Here is a 15,948-nt window from a genome sequence, read left to right as displayed (position 1 = left end):
CAGCGCACGGACACCACGGCGTCTCCTTCTGTAGTCTTTCGTGAAATGCGCGTTTTATGCCAAACTCACCGGCTTTCGAGCACGCCCAACAGGATCTATGTCCCCCTTGTCACCGAGTTTGCTCTTCAGCCTCGCCGCCGCCGTGTTTTATGCCGCTGCGACTGTCTACCAGGGTATGCGCCTGCGTCAGGGCCAAAAGGCCGACAAATGGCTGCTGTGCCTGATCGGCACCCTTGCCGTCGCTTGCCAGGCCAGTGCGCTGTTCGGCCAACTGGTGCGCCCTATCGGCCTGGGTCTGGACTTTTTCAGTGCCGCCAGCCTGATTGCTGTTGCCGTCATCATCGTGACCATGCTCGCGTGCATTCGCCTCCCGGTCGAAATCCTGCTGATCCTCCTGTTCCCGCTGGGGCTGCTGACGAGCCTGATGGCGCAGTTCGCGCCTTCCGGCACCCAGCAACCGATCATCGAAGAACACGGCATCATCAGCCATATCCTGCTGTCGATCCTCGCCTACGGCATGTTCACCATCGCGGTGTTCCAGTCCCTGCTCCTGCTGCTGCAGGACCACCAGCTGAAGAACAAGCACCGCCTTGGCCTGATCAGAAGCTTCCCCCCGTTGCAGACCATGGAAAGCCTGCTCTTCGGCTTCCTCTGGGCCGGGTGGGTCTTGCTGTCGATGTCGCTGATCTCCGGCTGGCTGTTCGTCGAAAACCTGTTTGCCCAGCATCTGGTACACAAAACCCTGCTGTCGATCCTCGCGTGGATCGTCTTCAGTGTGCTGCTGTGGGGACGCCACCATCTGGGCTGGCGCGGCCACAAGGCGATCCGCTGGACGCTGGGCGGATTCCTGCTCCTGATGCTGGCCTACTTCGGCAGCAAGCTCGTTCGTGAATACATCCTGCACATCTGACGGGCGTTGATCATGGATAATCTGCCGGTCGGCACAATGCTCACGCTGCTTGCCCTGCTCACCTTGTGGTCCGGGCTGTTCAGCGCGGTCGAGGCGGCGCACCATAATCTGCGGGCGATGCCGGTCAATCATCGTTCCAACGAGCCACCGAAGCCGGTTCTGGCGTTCAACCTCAACAGCCTTATCCTCGGCAACACGCTGCTCAAGGCGCTGATCACCGTGCTCGCCACGTTGCTGGCCATCGGGCACTGGTATTTCCACGGCCCGCTGATTGCCTGGCTAGGTGTCGCCAGCGTGCTGGTGGTGGTGACCGAGTTCATTCCGCGAAAGCTGGCGGCGCGTCGTCCCGAGTCAATCCTGCTGCTGGGCAACAACGTGCTGCGCATCCCGGTTCGGCTGCTGCAGCCGCTGACCTGGCTCTACAAGAACATCGCCAAGACGCTGTTGCGCCCTTTTCTGTCGAAGCGCCGGCCAGACACCATCGATGACGAAGACGACACGCGCCCGACGGTCTATCAGGACAACGAGAGCCAATATGGCCGTGCCCACGTCATCTCCGGGATTTACGCGCTGGACCGCATGACCGTGAATGACATTCTGGTGCCGCGCAGCGAAGTCGACGGCATCAACCTCGACGACACCATCGAGGAGATCATCGACAAGCTGATCATCTCTCGCCACACCCGCCTGCCGGTCTACTACAACGACATCAATCAGGTGGAAGGCGTGCTCAACACGCGGATGATCAGCCACCTGCTGCCGCGCAACGAGCTGACCAAAGAGGCGCTGCGGGCCGCCTGCTACGAACCGTATTTTGTGCCGGAAAGCACGCCGCTGCAGATGCAACTGCTCAACTTCCACAAACAGCAGCGGCGCATGGGCGTGGTGGTCGATGAATACGGCGAGGTGCTGGGCATCGTCAGCCTTGAGGACATTCTGGAAGAGATCGTCGGCGAATTCGAAAGCGAGCAAGCCCTCGACAATCCGCATATTCAGCCGCAGCCTGACGGGCGCCTGGTGATTGACGGCGCGGCGTCGATTCGCGATTTGAATAAAAGCCTCGGCTGGCACCTCCCTTCCGACGGGCCCAAAACCCTCAACGGTCTGATCACCGAAGCGCTGGAGACCATTCCCAACAGCGCGGTCTGCCTGAAGATCGGCCCTTACCGCCTGGAAATCCTCGAGACCGAAGACAACCGCGTCAGCCGCGTGCTGATGTGGTTGAACACCCGCACCAAAGACGTGATCTGAAAAGTCGGGCGGCGCCCTGAGGCACTTGTTTCCGCGCCGATCCCCTTCCTATAATCGATCCGCTTACCCAGCCCCGCCGATCCGCGTGCTACCCGCACGATGCGCGATCTGGCCAGTCACACAGCCTGACCGCTCACGCGACACCCTGGCCTTCGCTCCCATCCCGAGCACGCCACGCATCTTTGCCCGCATCCGGGCTAGTCTGTTCAGCGCTGGACCAAAAAAACAATTAACGATTGCCGCAGCGCGTACGAATTTTCGTCACCCGCTGACAGGCGATACGACTGCCAGGGATTCCCCATGACCACGACTTCTGCCTTTCCGAGCAGCGACGAGAGCGAGGCCCGCCCCGCCAATTCCGCGGCCCGCGTCGCCACCGCCAGCTTCATCGGCACCGCCATCGAGTTCTACGATTTCTACGTGTACGCCACCGCCGCCGCGCTGGTGATCGGGCCGGTGTTTTTTCCGCAAACCTCCAGCACCGCACAGATGCTGTCGGCGTTTCTGACGTTCGGGATCGCCTTTCTCGCGCGTCCGCTGGGCTCGGCGCTGTTCGGTCACTTCGGTGATCGCGTCGGCCGCAAATCGACGTTGGTCGCCTCGCTGCTGCTAATGGGCGTCTGCACCACGCTCATCGGCGTGTTGCCGGGTTACGACGCCATCGGATCATGGGCGCCGATCCTGCTCTGCGTGCTGCGCTTCGGCCAAGGCCTCGGATTGGGCGGCGAATGGGGCGGCGCGGCGTTGCTGGCGACCGAGAATGCGCCCAAGGGCAAACGTGCGTGGTTCGGCATGTTTCCGCAGTTGGGACCATCCATCGGCTTCCTCGCGGCAAACGGGCTCTTTCTGACGCTGGCGATGACGCTGGATGACGAGCAATTCCGCTCCTGGGGCTGGCGCGTGCCGTTTCTGCTCAGTGCCGTGCTGGTCATCATCGGGTTGTATGTGCGACTCAAGCTTGAGGAAACGCCCGTTTTCGCCAAAGCCATCGCCCGCCATGAGCGTGTGAAACTGCCGATTGCCGAGCTGTTCGGTCAGTACTGGAAGCCAATGCTGCTAGGGGCCGCGTCGATGGTGGTGTGCTACGCGCTGTTCTATATCTCCACCGTCTTCTCGCTGAGCTATGGCGTGAAAACCCTGGGTTACAGCCGCGAATCGTTCCTCGCGATGCTGTGCTTTGCGGTGCTGTTCATGGCCATGGCGACACCGCTTTCCGCGTTGGCGAGCGATCGATTTGGTCGCAAGCCGGTGCTGGTGATCGGCGGCGTGCTGGCGATCTTGTCGGGGTTTCTGATGGAGCCCTTGCTGACCCACGGCACGACCTGGGCGGTGACGCTGTTCCTGTCGATCGAGCTGTTTCTGATGGGCGTTACATTCGCGCCGATGGGGGCGATGTTGCCGGAGCTGTTTCCTACGCGGGTGCGATATACCGGCGCGTCGGCGGCCTACAACATCGGCGGCATTGTTGGTGCCTCGGTGGCGCCTTTCTTCGCGCAGAAGCTGGTGGAGATGGGCGGTTTGAGCTGGGTCGGTGGCTATGTCTCGGCGGCGGCGTTGATCAGCGTGATCGCTGTGCTGTGCCTGAAAGAAACCCGGCACGCGGACCTGGATACGATTGCCTGAGCAAACCGGGTATCGACGGTGCGTGATCGCCAAACAAAAACGGCGCCCCTGAGGGCGCCGTTTTTCATTCAGCGTGATGCTTACAGCTGAACCTTCACCGCCATCGACGCGCGGGTGGCTTTGCGACGGGCTGCTTCGATCGACTCGTCGCGCGCCAGTGCCACGCCCATCCGGCGCTGACCATTGACCTCAGGCTTGCCGAACAGGCGCAGCGCGGTGTCCGGTTCGCTCAGGGCTTGCTCCAGGTTGGCGAACGCCGTCTGGGTCGACTGGCCTTCAACCAGAATCACGGCCGATGCTGATGGGCCGAACTGGCGAATCAACGGGATCGGCAGACCGAGAATGGCCCGCGCGTGAAGCGCGAACTGCGAAAGGTCCTGGGAGATCAGCGTGACCAGACCTGTGTCGTGGGGGCGCGGCGAGACTTCGCTGAACCAGACCTGATCGCCCTTGATGAACAACTCGACGCCAAACAGACCACGGCCACCCAGCGCCTCGGTTACCGCTTTGGCGACGCGCTCGGACTCGGCCAATGCCACCGGGCTCATGGCCTGGGGCTGCCACGATTCCTGATAGTCGCCCTTCTCCTGACGATGACCGACCGGCGAACAGAAGGTCGTGCCGCCGACGTGACGCACGGTCAGCAAGGTAATTTCGTAATCGAAATCGATGAAGCCTTCGATGATCACACGGCCTTTGCCGGCACGACCGCCTTCTTGCGCATAGTCCCAGGCCTTTTGGATGTCCGCGTCGGTTTTCAGCAAGCTTTGACCCTTGCCCGACGAGCTCATCACCGGCTTGACCACACACGGGAAGCCCAGGTCTTCGACGGCTTTTTTGTAGTCTTCGAAGGTGTCGGCAAAGTGATATGGCGAGGTGGGGAGGTCCAGCTCTTCAGCGGCCAGACGACGAATACCTTCGCGGTTCATGGTCAGCTGCGCAGCGCGGGCCGTCGGAATGACCGTGAAGCCTTCGGACTCCAGCTCCACCAGGGTCGCGGTGGCGATGGCTTCGATTTCCGGGACGATGTAATGCGGTTTCTCGGACTCGATCACCGCACGCAAGGCGGCGCCATCGAGCATATTGATCACGTGGCTGCGGTGTGCGACCTGCATCGCCGGAGCATTGGCGTAGCGGTCGACGGCGATCACTTCAACGCCCAGGCGTTGCAGCTCGATCACTACTTCCTTGCCAAGCTCGCCGCAACCGCAGAGCAAAACGCGGGTCGCGGTCGGCGACAGTGGAGTTCCGATTTGAGTCATCTCAGGTCCTCATGGAGCAGGTCGAAGGTCGCTCGCCGTGTGCAAGCAACCGCAGGTAGAAAGGCGCGCAATTTAACATGAAGGCCGGGGAATGGGATGCAGCGGCGCAGGGTTGATTCAACCTTGAGGGTTGTTGCCACCCAGTAGAAACATCATCCCGCTGGCTCTCGCCCGCTCCTCGCAGGCGATCAACACCGCGCGACGTGCCTGGTTGTCCATGCGGCTCCAGCCGGTGATCTCGGCCACGGTGCGCTGGCAACCGGTGCAGATGTCGGCGTCGTCCAGGGCACAAATGCTCACGCAGGGCGAGCGGACGGGCTTTTCATGAATCGGCTTGTCATGAACGGTTGCTTCATGGATCGGGGGTATGGCGCTGGACATCAATCTTCCTGCGGGGCCAGGTCACGCGCGTAGCGGTGAGCGTTGTGGACGTAATGGGCGGCGCTGGCGTCGAGCATCTGCTTCTGTGCGTCAGTCAGCTCGCGGACGATTTTGCCGGGCGAGCCCATGACCAGCGAACCGTCAGGAATGACTTTGCCTTCGCCGATCAACGAGTTCGCGCCGATGATGCAATGCTTGCCAATCTTCGCGCCATTGAGAATGACCGCGTTGATGCCGATCAGCGTGCTGTCACCCACGCTGCAACCGTGCAGCATCGCGTTGTGGCCGATGGTCACGTTCCGTCCGATGGTCAGCGGCGAGCCCATGTCGGTGTGCATCACGGTGCCGTCCTGCACGTTGCTGTTCTCGCCGATGTCGATGAGCTCGTTGTCGCCACGCAACACCGCGCCGAACCAGACGCTGGCGTTGGCCTGCAAACGCACGTTGCCGATGACGGTGGCTGTCGGCGCGATCCAGCTGCTGGCGTGCGCATCGACGCGGGCATCGCCCAAGCGGTATTTCATGGCGTATTCCTCATGACGTATTCCTCACGGCTCGGCCCTCATGGCTCATTCCTGATGCAAGGCGCGGCGGCCGCGAGTCAGGATTTCAGCGTGTGGATGATGGATCGCTTTGGCGGCTCGTTGAGGTCGATGGCGCTGTCGAACAACAGGTTCATCAACTCGACGATCATGATCGCGGTCAGGCCCCAGATCTTGTACTCGCCGAAGCGGTAACTCGGCACGTACCAGCTGCGCCCTTGATAGTCGATGCGGTGGGTGTGTTCGCGGGCATCCTGACGGAAGAAGTCCAGCGGCACGCTGAAGACGGCTGCGATTTCGCCATCATTGGGTGTGTACTCGACGAAATCCGGAATGATGCCGACGTAGGGCGTCACTCTTATGCCGTGCTTGGAGATCAACGGACTCAGCGGGCCGATGACTTCAACGAGACCCGGTGGCAAACCGATCTCCTCCTGGGCTTCGCGCAGCGCCGTGAAGATGAGGTCCGGATCCTCCGGGTCACGCCGTCCGCCCGGGAAGGCCACTTCGCCGCCGTGGGTCGACAGGCCGCTGGCGCGCAGGGTCAGCACCAGTTCGGGCTCTGCATTGCGGGTAATGGGGAGAAGCACGGCGGCCTCGGGAAAGCGCGCGTCCGTTTTCAGTATCACCGGCGTGTGGCTGCTCATACGGTGAAGTAGCTCATCCAGCATGGGAATTCTCGATCGGTTGCCTGCCCGGCATCATGCACCAAAGCGACGATGCGCCCAAGTCTTGTAGGACAACCCGCGCGTGCAAGACGCCTCTTGCCGTCCACCCGCGCTACGGCTCAAGATAGCCGCTGCCAACAGGAACCCGATTCGATCATGAAATTCTGCAGCAACTGCGGCGAACAGGTCATCCAGCGTATTCCCGAGGGCGACAGCCGCCCGCGTTACGTGTGTGAACATTGCGACACCATTCACTACCAGAACCCCAACATCGTGGCCGGCGTCGTGCCGGTGTGGGGCGACAAGGTCTTGCTGTGCCGTCGGGCCATCGAGCCGCGACTGGGCTACTGGACGCTGCCCGCCGGGTTCATGGAAAACGGCGAAAGCGTCGAGCAGGCGGCCCGCCGCGAAACGCTGGAAGAAGCCTGCGCGGAGGTCGAGGACCTGCAGTTGTACTCGATGATCGATGTGCCGCACATCAATCAGGTGCATATCTTCTACCGCTCGAATCTGGTCAAACCGGAGTTCGCGGCCGGTATCGAAAGCCTTGAAGTGAAGCTCTTCGACGAAGCGGATATTCCGTGGTCTGAGCTGGCGTTCAATACGGTCAGGCGTACCCTGGAGTGTTTTTTCCGCGACAGGCGGCATCAAGATTTCCAGGTACGCACCGATTGTCTGTCTGTCACACCGCCGCTCAAGACCACTTGATCGAAACGATGATGCGCGATTGCCGCGCAGTCTTCAGGGATACCCTTTTCATGCGTTGGTTGCTTGCCGTTTTATGCCTGTCGGTTGTGCCGCTGTCCCAGGCTGCGTTCACCCAGACCATCGTGCCCAAAGGCAGCGAACAGAAGTTCGTTGGCGGAAAGGTCGTCGACACTCAGAACATCGCGGACCGGACTGTCGATAAAGTGCTGGTGCTCAAATCCGCGCATCAATTGCAGCTGATCAGCCGTGGCGAGGCGCTGAAGACGTACCGGATCTCACTGGGCAAAGCGCCCACCGGACCGAAGCTGCAAGAGGGAGACCAGCGCACACCGGAGGGTTTCTACTGGCTCGACTGGCGCAAGACTAGCGACGCCTACAACCTGTCGATGCACATTTCCTACCCCAACATTTCCGATGCCGCACGCGCCCGCCGCGAAGGCGTTAAACCCGGCAGCATGATCATGATTCATGGCACGCCGATCAACGACGATTACCCGGAGTGGTATTTCCACACGCTGGACTGGACGAACGGCTGCATCGCCATGCGCAACAGCGATATTCGTGAGGTGTGGGATCTGGTGAAAGACGGCACGATGATAGAAATTCGGCCGTAAGATTCTGCGGGGTGATGCGGATTGCTTCAATCTCGAGCCATGCTGCAGGGAAGCTAGATATCTTCCAGCTTCCACACGTCATAAGCCGGTACTTCGTAGGGATGGCTGTCCTTCAGCGCAGCAACCGCCTGCCTGATCAGCTCATCTGACACGACAAGCTCGACCTTCCATTCCTGAACCTGCTCGACCTCGCCGGCTTGCCCGATGAATGGCTGACTGCCATCCAGCGGGCGAAACTGGCCGTGGCCAAGCACTTGCCATGAGCAGCGGTCATACGCGCCGATTCGCCCCGCACCGGCGGCGAACAACGCGTTTTTGACCTGTTCCACATGGCTCTGCGGCACAAAGAAGGCCAGCTTGTACATCAGCGATCAGTCAACCCATACGCGGGCGTTGCGGAACATGCGCATCCACGCGCCGTCTTCAGCCCATTCATCCGGTCGCCACGAGTTGGTCACGGCGCGGAACACCCGCTCAGGGTGCGGCATCATGATGGTGACGCGACCGTCGAGGGTGGTGAGACCCGCGATACCGCGGGGCGAACCGTTCGGGTTGGCTGGATAGGTTTCAGTGACCTTGCCGTGATTGTCGACGAAACGCACGGCAACGGTGCCGGACAGATCGGTTTCGATCAGCGACTCAGGGGTCTTGAACTCGGCGTGACCTTCACCGTGGGCGATGGCGATCGGCATGTGAGAGCCGGCCATGCCTTGCAGGAAGATCGACGCCGACTTCTGGATTTCGACCATCGCCACGCGCGCTTCGAACTGCTCCGAGCGGTTGCGCACGAAGTGCGGCCAGAATTCGCTGCCCGGGATCAGCTCGCTGAGGTTGGACATCATCTGGCAACCGTTGCAAACGCCCAGCGCGAAGCTGTCGGTGCGGGCGAAGAAGCCCTGGAACGCATCCCGTGCACGGCTGTTGAACAGCGCGGACTTGGCCCAGCCTTCGCCGGCACCCAACACGTCGCCGTAGGAGAAACCACCGCACGCCACCAGACCTTTGAAGTCGTTGAGGTCGACGCGACCGGCGAGGATGTCGCTCATGTGCACGTCAACCGAGGCGAAACCGGCGCGATCGAACGCAGCCGCCATTTCAACCTGACCGTTGACGCCCTGCTCACGCAGCACTGCCACTTGTGGGCGAACGCCCTTCTTGATGTAAGGCGCAGCGATGTCGTCGTTGACGTCATAGCCCAGCTTCACGCTCAGGCCTGGATTGTCTTCTTCCAGCAGCGCGTCGAATTCCTGATCGGCGCAATCGGCATTATCGCGCAGGCGCTGGATCTGATAGCTGGTCTCGCTCCACTGACGCTGCAGCAGGCGGCGATCGCCTTTGAACACGGTGTCGCCGCTCAGGCTGATGATCACATCGCTGTTGTTGATCGGCTTACCGATCACGGCGACGCAATCCTCGCCCAGGCCGGCAGCGCTGAACTGCGCGAGCACCAGCGGCGTGGCGTCCTGGCGAACCTGGATCACTGCACCCAGCTCTTCGTTGAACAGAATGGCCGCAACTTTTTCGCGGGTGCCGGTCAGCGTGTCGAGTTCGAGGTTCAGGCCACAGTGCCCAGCGAACGCCATTTCCAGCACGGTCGCCATCAAGCCACCGTCGGAACGGTCGTGATAGGCCAGCAGGTGGTCGTCGGCGTTGAGGCCCTGGATGACGGCAAAGAAGGCTTTCAGGTCTTCAGCGTCATCGACGTCCGGCGCAACGCTGCCGAGCTTGCCGTGGGTCTGGGCGAGGATCGATGCGCCCATGCGGTTCTGACCACGACCGAGGTCGATCAGGATCAGATCGGTCAGGCCCTTGTCCATGCGCAATTGCGGGGTCAGGGTCTTGCGGATGTCGGTGACCGGGGCGAAACCGGTGACGATCAGCGACAGCGGCGAGGTCACGGTTTTTTCGGTGCCCTCTTCGCTCCAGCGGGTCTTCATGGACATCGAGTCCTTGCCCACTGGGATGGTAATGCCCAGCTCGGGGCACAGCTCCATGCCGACGGCTTTCACGGTGTCGTACAGACGCGCGTCTTCACCCGGGTGACCGGCAGCGGACATCCAGTTGGCGGACAGCTTGATGTCGGAAAGCTTGCCGATGCTCGACGCTGCGATGTTGGTCAGGGTCTCGCCAATCGCCATGCGGCCGGAAGCCGGGGCATCCAGCAAGGCCAGCGGCGTGCGCTCGCCCATCGCCATGGCTTCGCCGGTGTACACGTCAAAGCTGGTTGCGGTGACGGCGACGTCCGCCACCGGCACTTGCCACGGGCCGACCATCTGGTCGCGATTGACCATACCGGTGATGCTGCGGTCGCCAATGGTAATAAGGAAGCTCTTGCTTGCCACGGCCGGGTGATGCAGCACGCGCTGCACGCTTTCTTCGATGTCGAGCGCGCTCGGGTCGAAGTCGTCACCCAGCTCTGTCTCACGCTCGGCCGAACGGTGCATGCGCGGGGCTTTGCCCAGCAGCACTTCCAGCGGCATGTCGACAGGGTTGTTGCCGAAATGGCTGTCAGTGACGGTCAGTTGCGGCTCTTCAGTGGCCTCACCGACCACCGCGAACGGGCAACGCTCACGTTCGCAGATGGCTTTGAAGCGTTCGAAGTCAGGAGCGCTGACCGCCAGAACGTAACGCTCCTGGGACTCGTTGCTCCAGATTTCCAGCGGGGCCATGCCTGGCTCGTCGTTTGGCACGTTGCGCAGTTCGAAGCGGCCGCCGCGACCGCCGTCGTTGACCAGTTCAGGGAAGGCGTTGGACAGACCACCCGCGCCGACGTCATGGATGAACGCGATCGGATTGGCTTCACCCAGCTGCCAGCAGCGGTCGATGACCTCTTGGCAACGGCGTTCCATTTCCGGGTTTTCACGCTGCACCGAGGCGAAATCCAGGTCAGCCGAGCTGGTGCCGGTGGCCATGGATGAAGCCGCGCCGCCACCCAGACCAATCAACATCGCGGGGCCGCCGAGCACGATCAGCTTGGCGCCAACGGTGATTTCGGCTTTCTGCACGTGCTCTTCGCGGATGTTGCCCATGCCGCCTGCGAGCATGATCGGCTTGTGGTAGCCGCGAACTTCGTCGCCATGTGGCGTGCTGATCGACTGCTCGAAGGTACGGAAATAACCGGTCAGCGCCGGGCGACCGAACTCATTGTTGAACGCCGCGCCACCCAGCGGGCCTTCGATCATGATGTCCAGTGGTGTCACGATGCGCTCGGGTTTGCCGTACGGCTTTTCCCAGGGCTGCTCGAAACCCGGAATGTTCAGGTTGGACACCGTGAAACCGGTCAGGCCGGCTTTCGGCTTGGCGCCACGTCCGGTCGCGCCCTCGTCACGAATCTCGCCGCCGGAACCGGTGGCTGCGCCAGGGAACGGGGCAATTGCCGTCGGGTGGTTGTGGGTTTCGACCTTCATCAAAATGTGCACCGGCTCCTGAACCGCACCGTACTCGCGGCTTTCAGGATTCGGGAAGAAGCGACCGGCCACGCTGCCGACGATCACCGAGGCGTTGTCCTTGTAAGCGGACAGCACGCCTTCGTTGTGCATTTGGTAGGTATTCTTGATCATGCCGAACAGGCTTTTGTCCTGGCTCTGGCCGTCGATGTCCCAACTGGCGTTGAAGATCTTGTGACGGCAGTGCTCGGAGTTGGCCTGCGCGAACATCATCAGCTCGATGTCGTGTGGGTTGCGCTTGAGGCCGGTGAACGCGTTCACCAGGTAGTCGATTTCGTCTTCGGCCAGGGCCAGACCCAGTTCAACGTTGGCTTTTTCCAGCGCCGCACGGCCGCCGCCCAGCACGTCGATGGCGATCAGCGGCTTGGGCTCGGCGTGGCTGAACAGGCTGGCGGCCTCTTCCAGCGCGCCCAGTACGATCTGGGTCATGCGGTCGTGCAGCGTGTCGGCGATCAGTTGCGCATCAGCGTCGCTGAACTGGCCTTCTACATAAAACGCGATGCCGCGCTCAAGGCGCTGGATCTTGGTCAGGCTGCAATTGCGCGCGATGTCGGTGGCCTTGCTCGACCATGGCGAAATGGTGCCGAAACGCGGGAGTACCAGGAACAAGCGGCCCGCCGGCTCCTGAACCGGCACGCTCGGACCGTATTTCAGCAGGCGGGCAAGGACTTGCTGCTCGTCTTCGGTCAGGACGCCATTGACCTCAGCGAAGTGGGCGAATTCAGCGTACAGGCCACTGACAGCCGGAACTTTATCGTTCAGCTGCGCAAGTAATTTCTTGTGGCGGAAGGCGGAAAGGGCGGGAGCACCACGCAGGATCAACATCGTCGGGACAGCCTCGGGAAGGGGGTGTGCTTTGAGGCCGTGCATTCTAGCCTAATCAGTCTGCGTCGGCACCCGAAACCACGGCATGGGATGCACCCGAATGTCGGCTCCGGGCGCTTGCCTGCGCCGGAAGGTAAAAATTCCTCGGCTCTATCAGACGGGACCCGCGCTGTCGAGATATGGCGGTATGGCTCCTTTGCGTATACTGCACCGATGTTTTCCCTATCAGATTTCCGCCCACGCTGTGCCAAGTGGCTCATCGCAACCGGAATCTTCCTGCTGCTCGGCGCGTGTGTGGAGAAACCCAACACGCTGGAACGAGTCAAGGAGGATGGCGTTCTGCGCGTCGTCACCCGCAACAGCCCGGCGACCTATTTTCAGGACCGCAACGGTGAAACCGGTTTCGAGTACGAACTGGTGAAGCGTTTCGCCGACGATCTGGGCGTTGAACTGAAAATCGAAGCCGCCGACAACCTCGACGACCTGTTCGATCAGATGGGCAAACCCGGCGGGCCGGTGCTGGCGGCAGCGGGCCTGGTGAGCAGCGAAAACCGCGCGAAGCAGGTGCGTTTTTCCCACTCCTATCTTGAAGTCACCCCGCAGGTCATTTACCGCAACGGCCAGTCGCGCCCCACCGATCCGGGCGATCTGGTCGGCAAGCGCATCCTCGTGCTTAAAGGCAGCAGCCACGCCGAGCAACTGGCGGCGCTGAAGGTCAAGTACCCCGGCATCAACTACGAAGAATCCGATCAGGTCGAAGTCGTCGACCTGCTGCGGATGGTGGACGAGGGTCAGATCGACCTGACCCTGGTGGATTCCAACGAACTGGCGATGAACCAGGTGTATTTCCCCAACGTGCGCGTCGGCTTCGACCTCGGCGATGGCCGCGATCAGCGTTGGGCCGTGGCGCTGGGGGATGACAACAGCCTGCTCAACGAGATCAACGCCTATCTCGACAAGATGCAGAAGAACGGCATGCTGCAGCGGCTCAAAGACCGCTACTACGGGCATGTCGACGTCCTCGGTTATGTCGGCGCCTACACCTTCGCCCAGCATTTGCAGGAGCGCCTGCCCAAGTACGAGAAGCACTTCCAGACCGCCGCCAAAGCAGAACAGGTGGACTGGCGCCTGCTCGCGGCGATCGGTTATCAGGAATCGTTGTGGCAGCCGGGCGTGACGTCGAAGACCGGCGTGCGCGGCTTGATGATGCTCACCCAGAGCACGGCCCAGGCCATGGGTGTGTCCAATCGGCTCGACGCCAAACAGAGTATTCAGGGCGGCGCCAAGTATTTCGCCTACGTCAAAGAACAGCTCGACGACTCGATTCAGGAGCCGGATCGCACCTGGCTGGCGCTGGCGTCCTACAACATCGGCAGCGGCCACCTGGATGACGCGCGCAAGCTGGCCGAAAGCGAAGGCCTGAACCCGAACAAGTGGCTGGACGTGAAGAAGATGCTGCCGCGTCTGTCGCAGAAGAAGTGGTACAGCAAGACCCGCTACGGCTACGCCCGTGGCGGCGAACCGGTCAGTTTCGTCGCCAACATCCGCCGTTACTACGACATCCTGACGTGGGTGACGCAGCCGCAGATGGAAGGCGGCCAGGTGGCGGAAGGCTCGTTGCATGTGCCTGGGGTCGACAAGACCAAGCCGTCGGAAGAGAAAGCGCCGCTTTAGTCAGCGCCAGAATCCGCTCGCCGTCGCACTGAACTAACCCTTCGCCCGCCTCATCCTGAAAAACTCGCTCAGCATCGTCCCGCATTCCTCCCCCAGCACCCCGCCTTCGAACAGAACGCGATGATTGAGAAACGGCTGCATGAAGAACTGCCCCTGACTCTGCACCACCCCCGCTTTGGGCTCGGTCGCGCCATACACCACGCGGCTGATGCGCGAATGAACGATCAACCCCGCGCACATGCTGCAGGGTTCCAGCGTCACGTACAGCGTGCTGCCGGGCAGGCGATAATTGCTGAGTGACTGCGCCGCCGCGCGAATGGCGACCATCTCGGCGTGGGCACTGGGATCGCTGCCGCTGATGGGGCAGTTGAAACCGCGGCCAACGATTTCGCCGTTCTGCACCACCACCGCGCCAACCGGCACCTCGCCCAGCAACGCACCCTCCGCCGCCAGCGCCAGGGCTTCGCGCATGAAATGCTGATCGCGACTGCGATCGATGATGGGCGGCTGACGCATCAGGAGACCTCGATAGCGGCCATGAGACCGGTTTCCATGTGATCGATCACATGGCAGTGAAACATCCAGACGCCGGGATTATCCGCCACCAACGCGACGCGCGCGCGCTCGTTGCGCCCCAGCAGATAGGTGTCCGTGAAATACGGAACCACCTTCTTGCGATTGGAAGCGATGACCTTGAAGCTCATGCCGTGCAAGTGAATGGGATGCTGATACTGCGTCATGTTCTTCAGCTCGAAGATGTAACTCTTGCCTTGTTCGAGCTTGGCGATCGGCCGGTCCGCGCAGGTCTTGTCGGTGATGTCCCACGCTTGGCCATTGATCTGCCACAAGCTCGGCGGTTTACCGTTGTCGACATTCACCGACACCGACCCGACCCACTCGAAGTTGAAATTGAGCTTCTCGGCGTTGGCCAGATCGGGCTCGGCGACCGGATTCGCCGGCAGCTCAGGGGGCCACTCGCCCGGCGTATCGGTGCTGGCGACCGAACGGAAGGTGCCCAGCCGCACCGGGCCGTTGCGCAGGGAAATCTCTTCACCGACCGCTGGCGCTTTGATCGCCAGACAGATGCGCATGCCCGGCCCCAGCCAGTAATCCTTGCCCAGGGGGCGCGGTTTGACCGGGTTGCCGTCCAGGGCGTAAATCATCGCCTCGGCGCCTGGCAGATTCAGGCGATAGGTCACCGTGTTGTCGAGATTGAGAATGCGCACCCGGGTGATTTGCCCGGCAGGCAGCTCGACGACGCCCTGTGGCACGCCATTGATCGTCGACAATCGCCCGGCCGTGCCCTCGCGGGCAGCCTCGCGAATGACGCTGAAATCAGTGAAAGCGCCCTCTTCGTCCACGTGCCAGCTCTTGAGGCTGACGACGCGTTCGTGGGCAAATCCGGTCGGCTCGCGCTCCTCGACGATCAGCGGCCCCACCAGCCCGCGGCCCAGCTCCTCACTGCTGCTAACATGGGGGTGATACCAATAGCTGCCGGCGTCCGGCACTCGGAATTTATAGTCGAAGTACTCGCCCGGCTTGACCGGCAATTGCGAGACGTAAGGCACGCCGTCCATCTCCAGCGGGAGCCGAATGCCGTGCCAATGAATCGTGGTTTCCACGGGCAGATGATTGATGAAGCGCACCCGTAGCCACTCGCCCTGCCTGACGCGCAATTCAGTGCCCGGAGCCGACCCGCCGAATGCCCAGGCGGGCGTCTGGTGCCCGGCCACCAGTTCAACGTCCAGCGGCGCGGCGATCAGTTCATAATCGTGCCCTTCTCCCGGCCCGCGTTTGCCCAGCCAATACCTTGAGGCGCCGCCCGCGCCAAGCCCGACAACCGCAAGACCGGCCAGACCTCCGAGTATCTGTCGACGGGTAAAAGACATGAACGAAAAAACCTCAAACGACGGGTCGCATCCGTGAACGATGCGAGGGGCGGACACGATACACCTGCCCTTACAGAAATTTAAGGCGACGGCGTACGCAATACATATTTAGTGCCAAATGAATCAGCAATCACGCCAAGCTTGTCTTCCCATTC

At 61.6% G+C, this 15,948-nt stretch carries 14 protein-coding genes; 6 read left to right on the top strand and 8 right to left on the bottom strand.

Going from position 1 to position 15,948, the window contains the following annotated elements; translation table 11 throughout:
• Window positions 1–97: 97 nt before the first annotated feature.
• The 3 genes from SLW74_RS00900 to SLW74_RS00890 all read left to right on the top strand — a co-directional run bounded on the left by SLW74_RS00900 (window position 98) and on the right by SLW74_RS00890 (window position 3,784).
• Window positions 98–910, top strand: coding sequence for an inner membrane protein YpjD (locus tag SLW74_RS00900; RefSeq protein ID WP_065989961.1), 813 nt, complete (start codon window positions 98–100; stop codon window positions 908–910).
• Window positions 911–922: 12 nt separating this feature from the next.
• A complete protein-coding gene (locus SLW74_RS00895; RefSeq protein WP_192132277.1) occupies window positions 923–2,161 on the top strand; it encodes a CNNM domain-containing protein in 1,239 nt (412 codons plus the stop codon).
• A 300-nt stretch (window positions 2,162–2,461) separates the two neighbouring features.
• A complete protein-coding gene (locus SLW74_RS00890; RefSeq protein ID WP_065989963.1) occupies window positions 2,462–3,784 on the top strand; it encodes an MFS transporter in 1,323 nt (440 codons plus the stop codon).
• Between the two features lie 80 nt (window positions 3,785–3,864).
• On the opposite strand, the gene purT is transcribed toward SLW74_RS00890, so the two are convergent.
• The 4 genes from purT to SLW74_RS00870 form a co-directional block, all read right to left on the bottom strand.
• Window positions 3,865–5,046 (bottom strand): formate-dependent phosphoribosylglycinamide formyltransferase, encoded by a 1,182-nt coding sequence (gene purT, locus SLW74_RS00885; RefSeq protein ID WP_296306137.1) that lies wholly within the window; start codon window positions 5,044–5,046, stop codon window positions 3,865–3,867.
• Window positions 5,047–5,163: 117 nt separating this feature from the next.
• Window positions 5,164–5,427 carry a DUF1289 domain-containing protein gene (locus SLW74_RS00880; RefSeq protein WP_065989966.1) on the bottom strand — a complete coding sequence of 88 codons (264 nt, stop codon included), beginning with the start codon at window positions 5,425–5,427 and terminating at the stop codon, window positions 5,164–5,166.
• Window positions 5,427–5,951, bottom strand: coding sequence for a gamma carbonic anhydrase family protein (locus tag SLW74_RS00875; RefSeq protein ID WP_065989968.1), 525 nt, complete (start codon window positions 5,949–5,951; stop codon window positions 5,427–5,429). The genes SLW74_RS00880 and SLW74_RS00875 overlap by 1 nt, the downstream gene beginning before the upstream one ends.
• 77 nt (window positions 5,952–6,028) lie before the next feature.
• The gene (locus tag SLW74_RS00870) at window positions 6,029–6,640 is read right to left on the bottom strand and encodes a CoA pyrophosphatase (protein WP_410927861.1); all 612 of its coding nucleotides are present in this window, start codon (window positions 6,638–6,640) and stop codon (window positions 6,029–6,031) included.
• A gap of 153 nt (window positions 6,641–6,793) precedes the next feature.
• Between SLW74_RS00870 and SLW74_RS00865 the strand changes: the two genes are divergently transcribed.
• Window positions 6,794–7,345 (top strand): NUDIX hydrolase, encoded by a 552-nt coding sequence (locus tag SLW74_RS00865; protein ID WP_065989972.1) that lies wholly within the window; start codon window positions 6,794–6,796, stop codon window positions 7,343–7,345.
• A 50-nt stretch (window positions 7,346–7,395) separates the two neighbouring features.
• Entirely contained in the window at window positions 7,396–7,959 is a 564-nt protein-coding gene (locus SLW74_RS00860; RefSeq protein ID WP_192132287.1) for a murein L,D-transpeptidase family protein, read from the top strand.
• A gap of 53 nt (window positions 7,960–8,012) precedes the next feature.
• Here the strand turns inward: SLW74_RS00860 and SLW74_RS00855 are convergent, their stop codons facing one another.
• Together SLW74_RS00855 and purL are read right to left on the bottom strand one after the other, a co-directional pair.
• The gene (locus tag SLW74_RS00855) at window positions 8,013–8,324 is read right to left on the bottom strand and encodes a YqfO family protein (protein WP_296306139.1); all 312 of its coding nucleotides are present in this window, start codon (window positions 8,322–8,324) and stop codon (window positions 8,013–8,015) included.
• Window positions 8,325–8,330: 6 nt separating this feature from the next.
• Window positions 8,331–12,230, bottom strand: coding sequence for a phosphoribosylformylglycinamidine synthase (purL, locus tag SLW74_RS00850; protein ID WP_410927860.1), 3,900 nt, complete (start codon window positions 12,228–12,230; stop codon window positions 8,331–8,333).
• Window positions 12,231–12,443: 213 nt separating this feature from the next.
• On the opposite strand from purL, the gene mltF reads away from it, so the two are divergent.
• A complete protein-coding gene (gene mltF / locus SLW74_RS00845; RefSeq protein WP_410927859.1) occupies window positions 12,444–13,904 on the top strand; it encodes a membrane-bound lytic murein transglycosylase F in 1,461 nt (486 codons plus the stop codon).
• A gap of 33 nt (window positions 13,905–13,937) precedes the next feature.
• Here mltF and tadA read toward each other — a convergent pair whose 3' ends face one another.
• Complete coding sequence (tadA, locus tag SLW74_RS00840) at window positions 13,938–14,420, bottom strand: tRNA adenosine(34) deaminase TadA (RefSeq protein ID WP_065989978.1); 483 nt, start codon at window positions 14,418–14,420, stop codon at window positions 13,938–13,940.
• On the bottom strand, window positions 14,420–15,793 hold the full coding sequence (locus SLW74_RS00835; protein ID WP_410927858.1) for a multicopper oxidase family protein: 1,374 nt from the start codon (window positions 15,791–15,793) through the stop codon (window positions 14,420–14,422). The genes tadA and SLW74_RS00835 overlap by 1 nt, the downstream gene beginning before the upstream one ends.
• Between the last annotated feature and the right edge of the window lie 155 nt (window positions 15,794–15,948).

Origin of the sequence: Pseudomonas sp. W5-36 (assembly GCF_046540455.1) — a bacterium.
GTDB classification, from domain to species: Bacteria; Pseudomonadota; Gammaproteobacteria; order Pseudomonadales; family Pseudomonadaceae; genus Aquipseudomonas; species Aquipseudomonas graminis_B.
The sequence above is the reverse complement of the archived record's forward strand: the minus strand, read 5'-3'. Positions and strand labels throughout refer to the sequence as shown.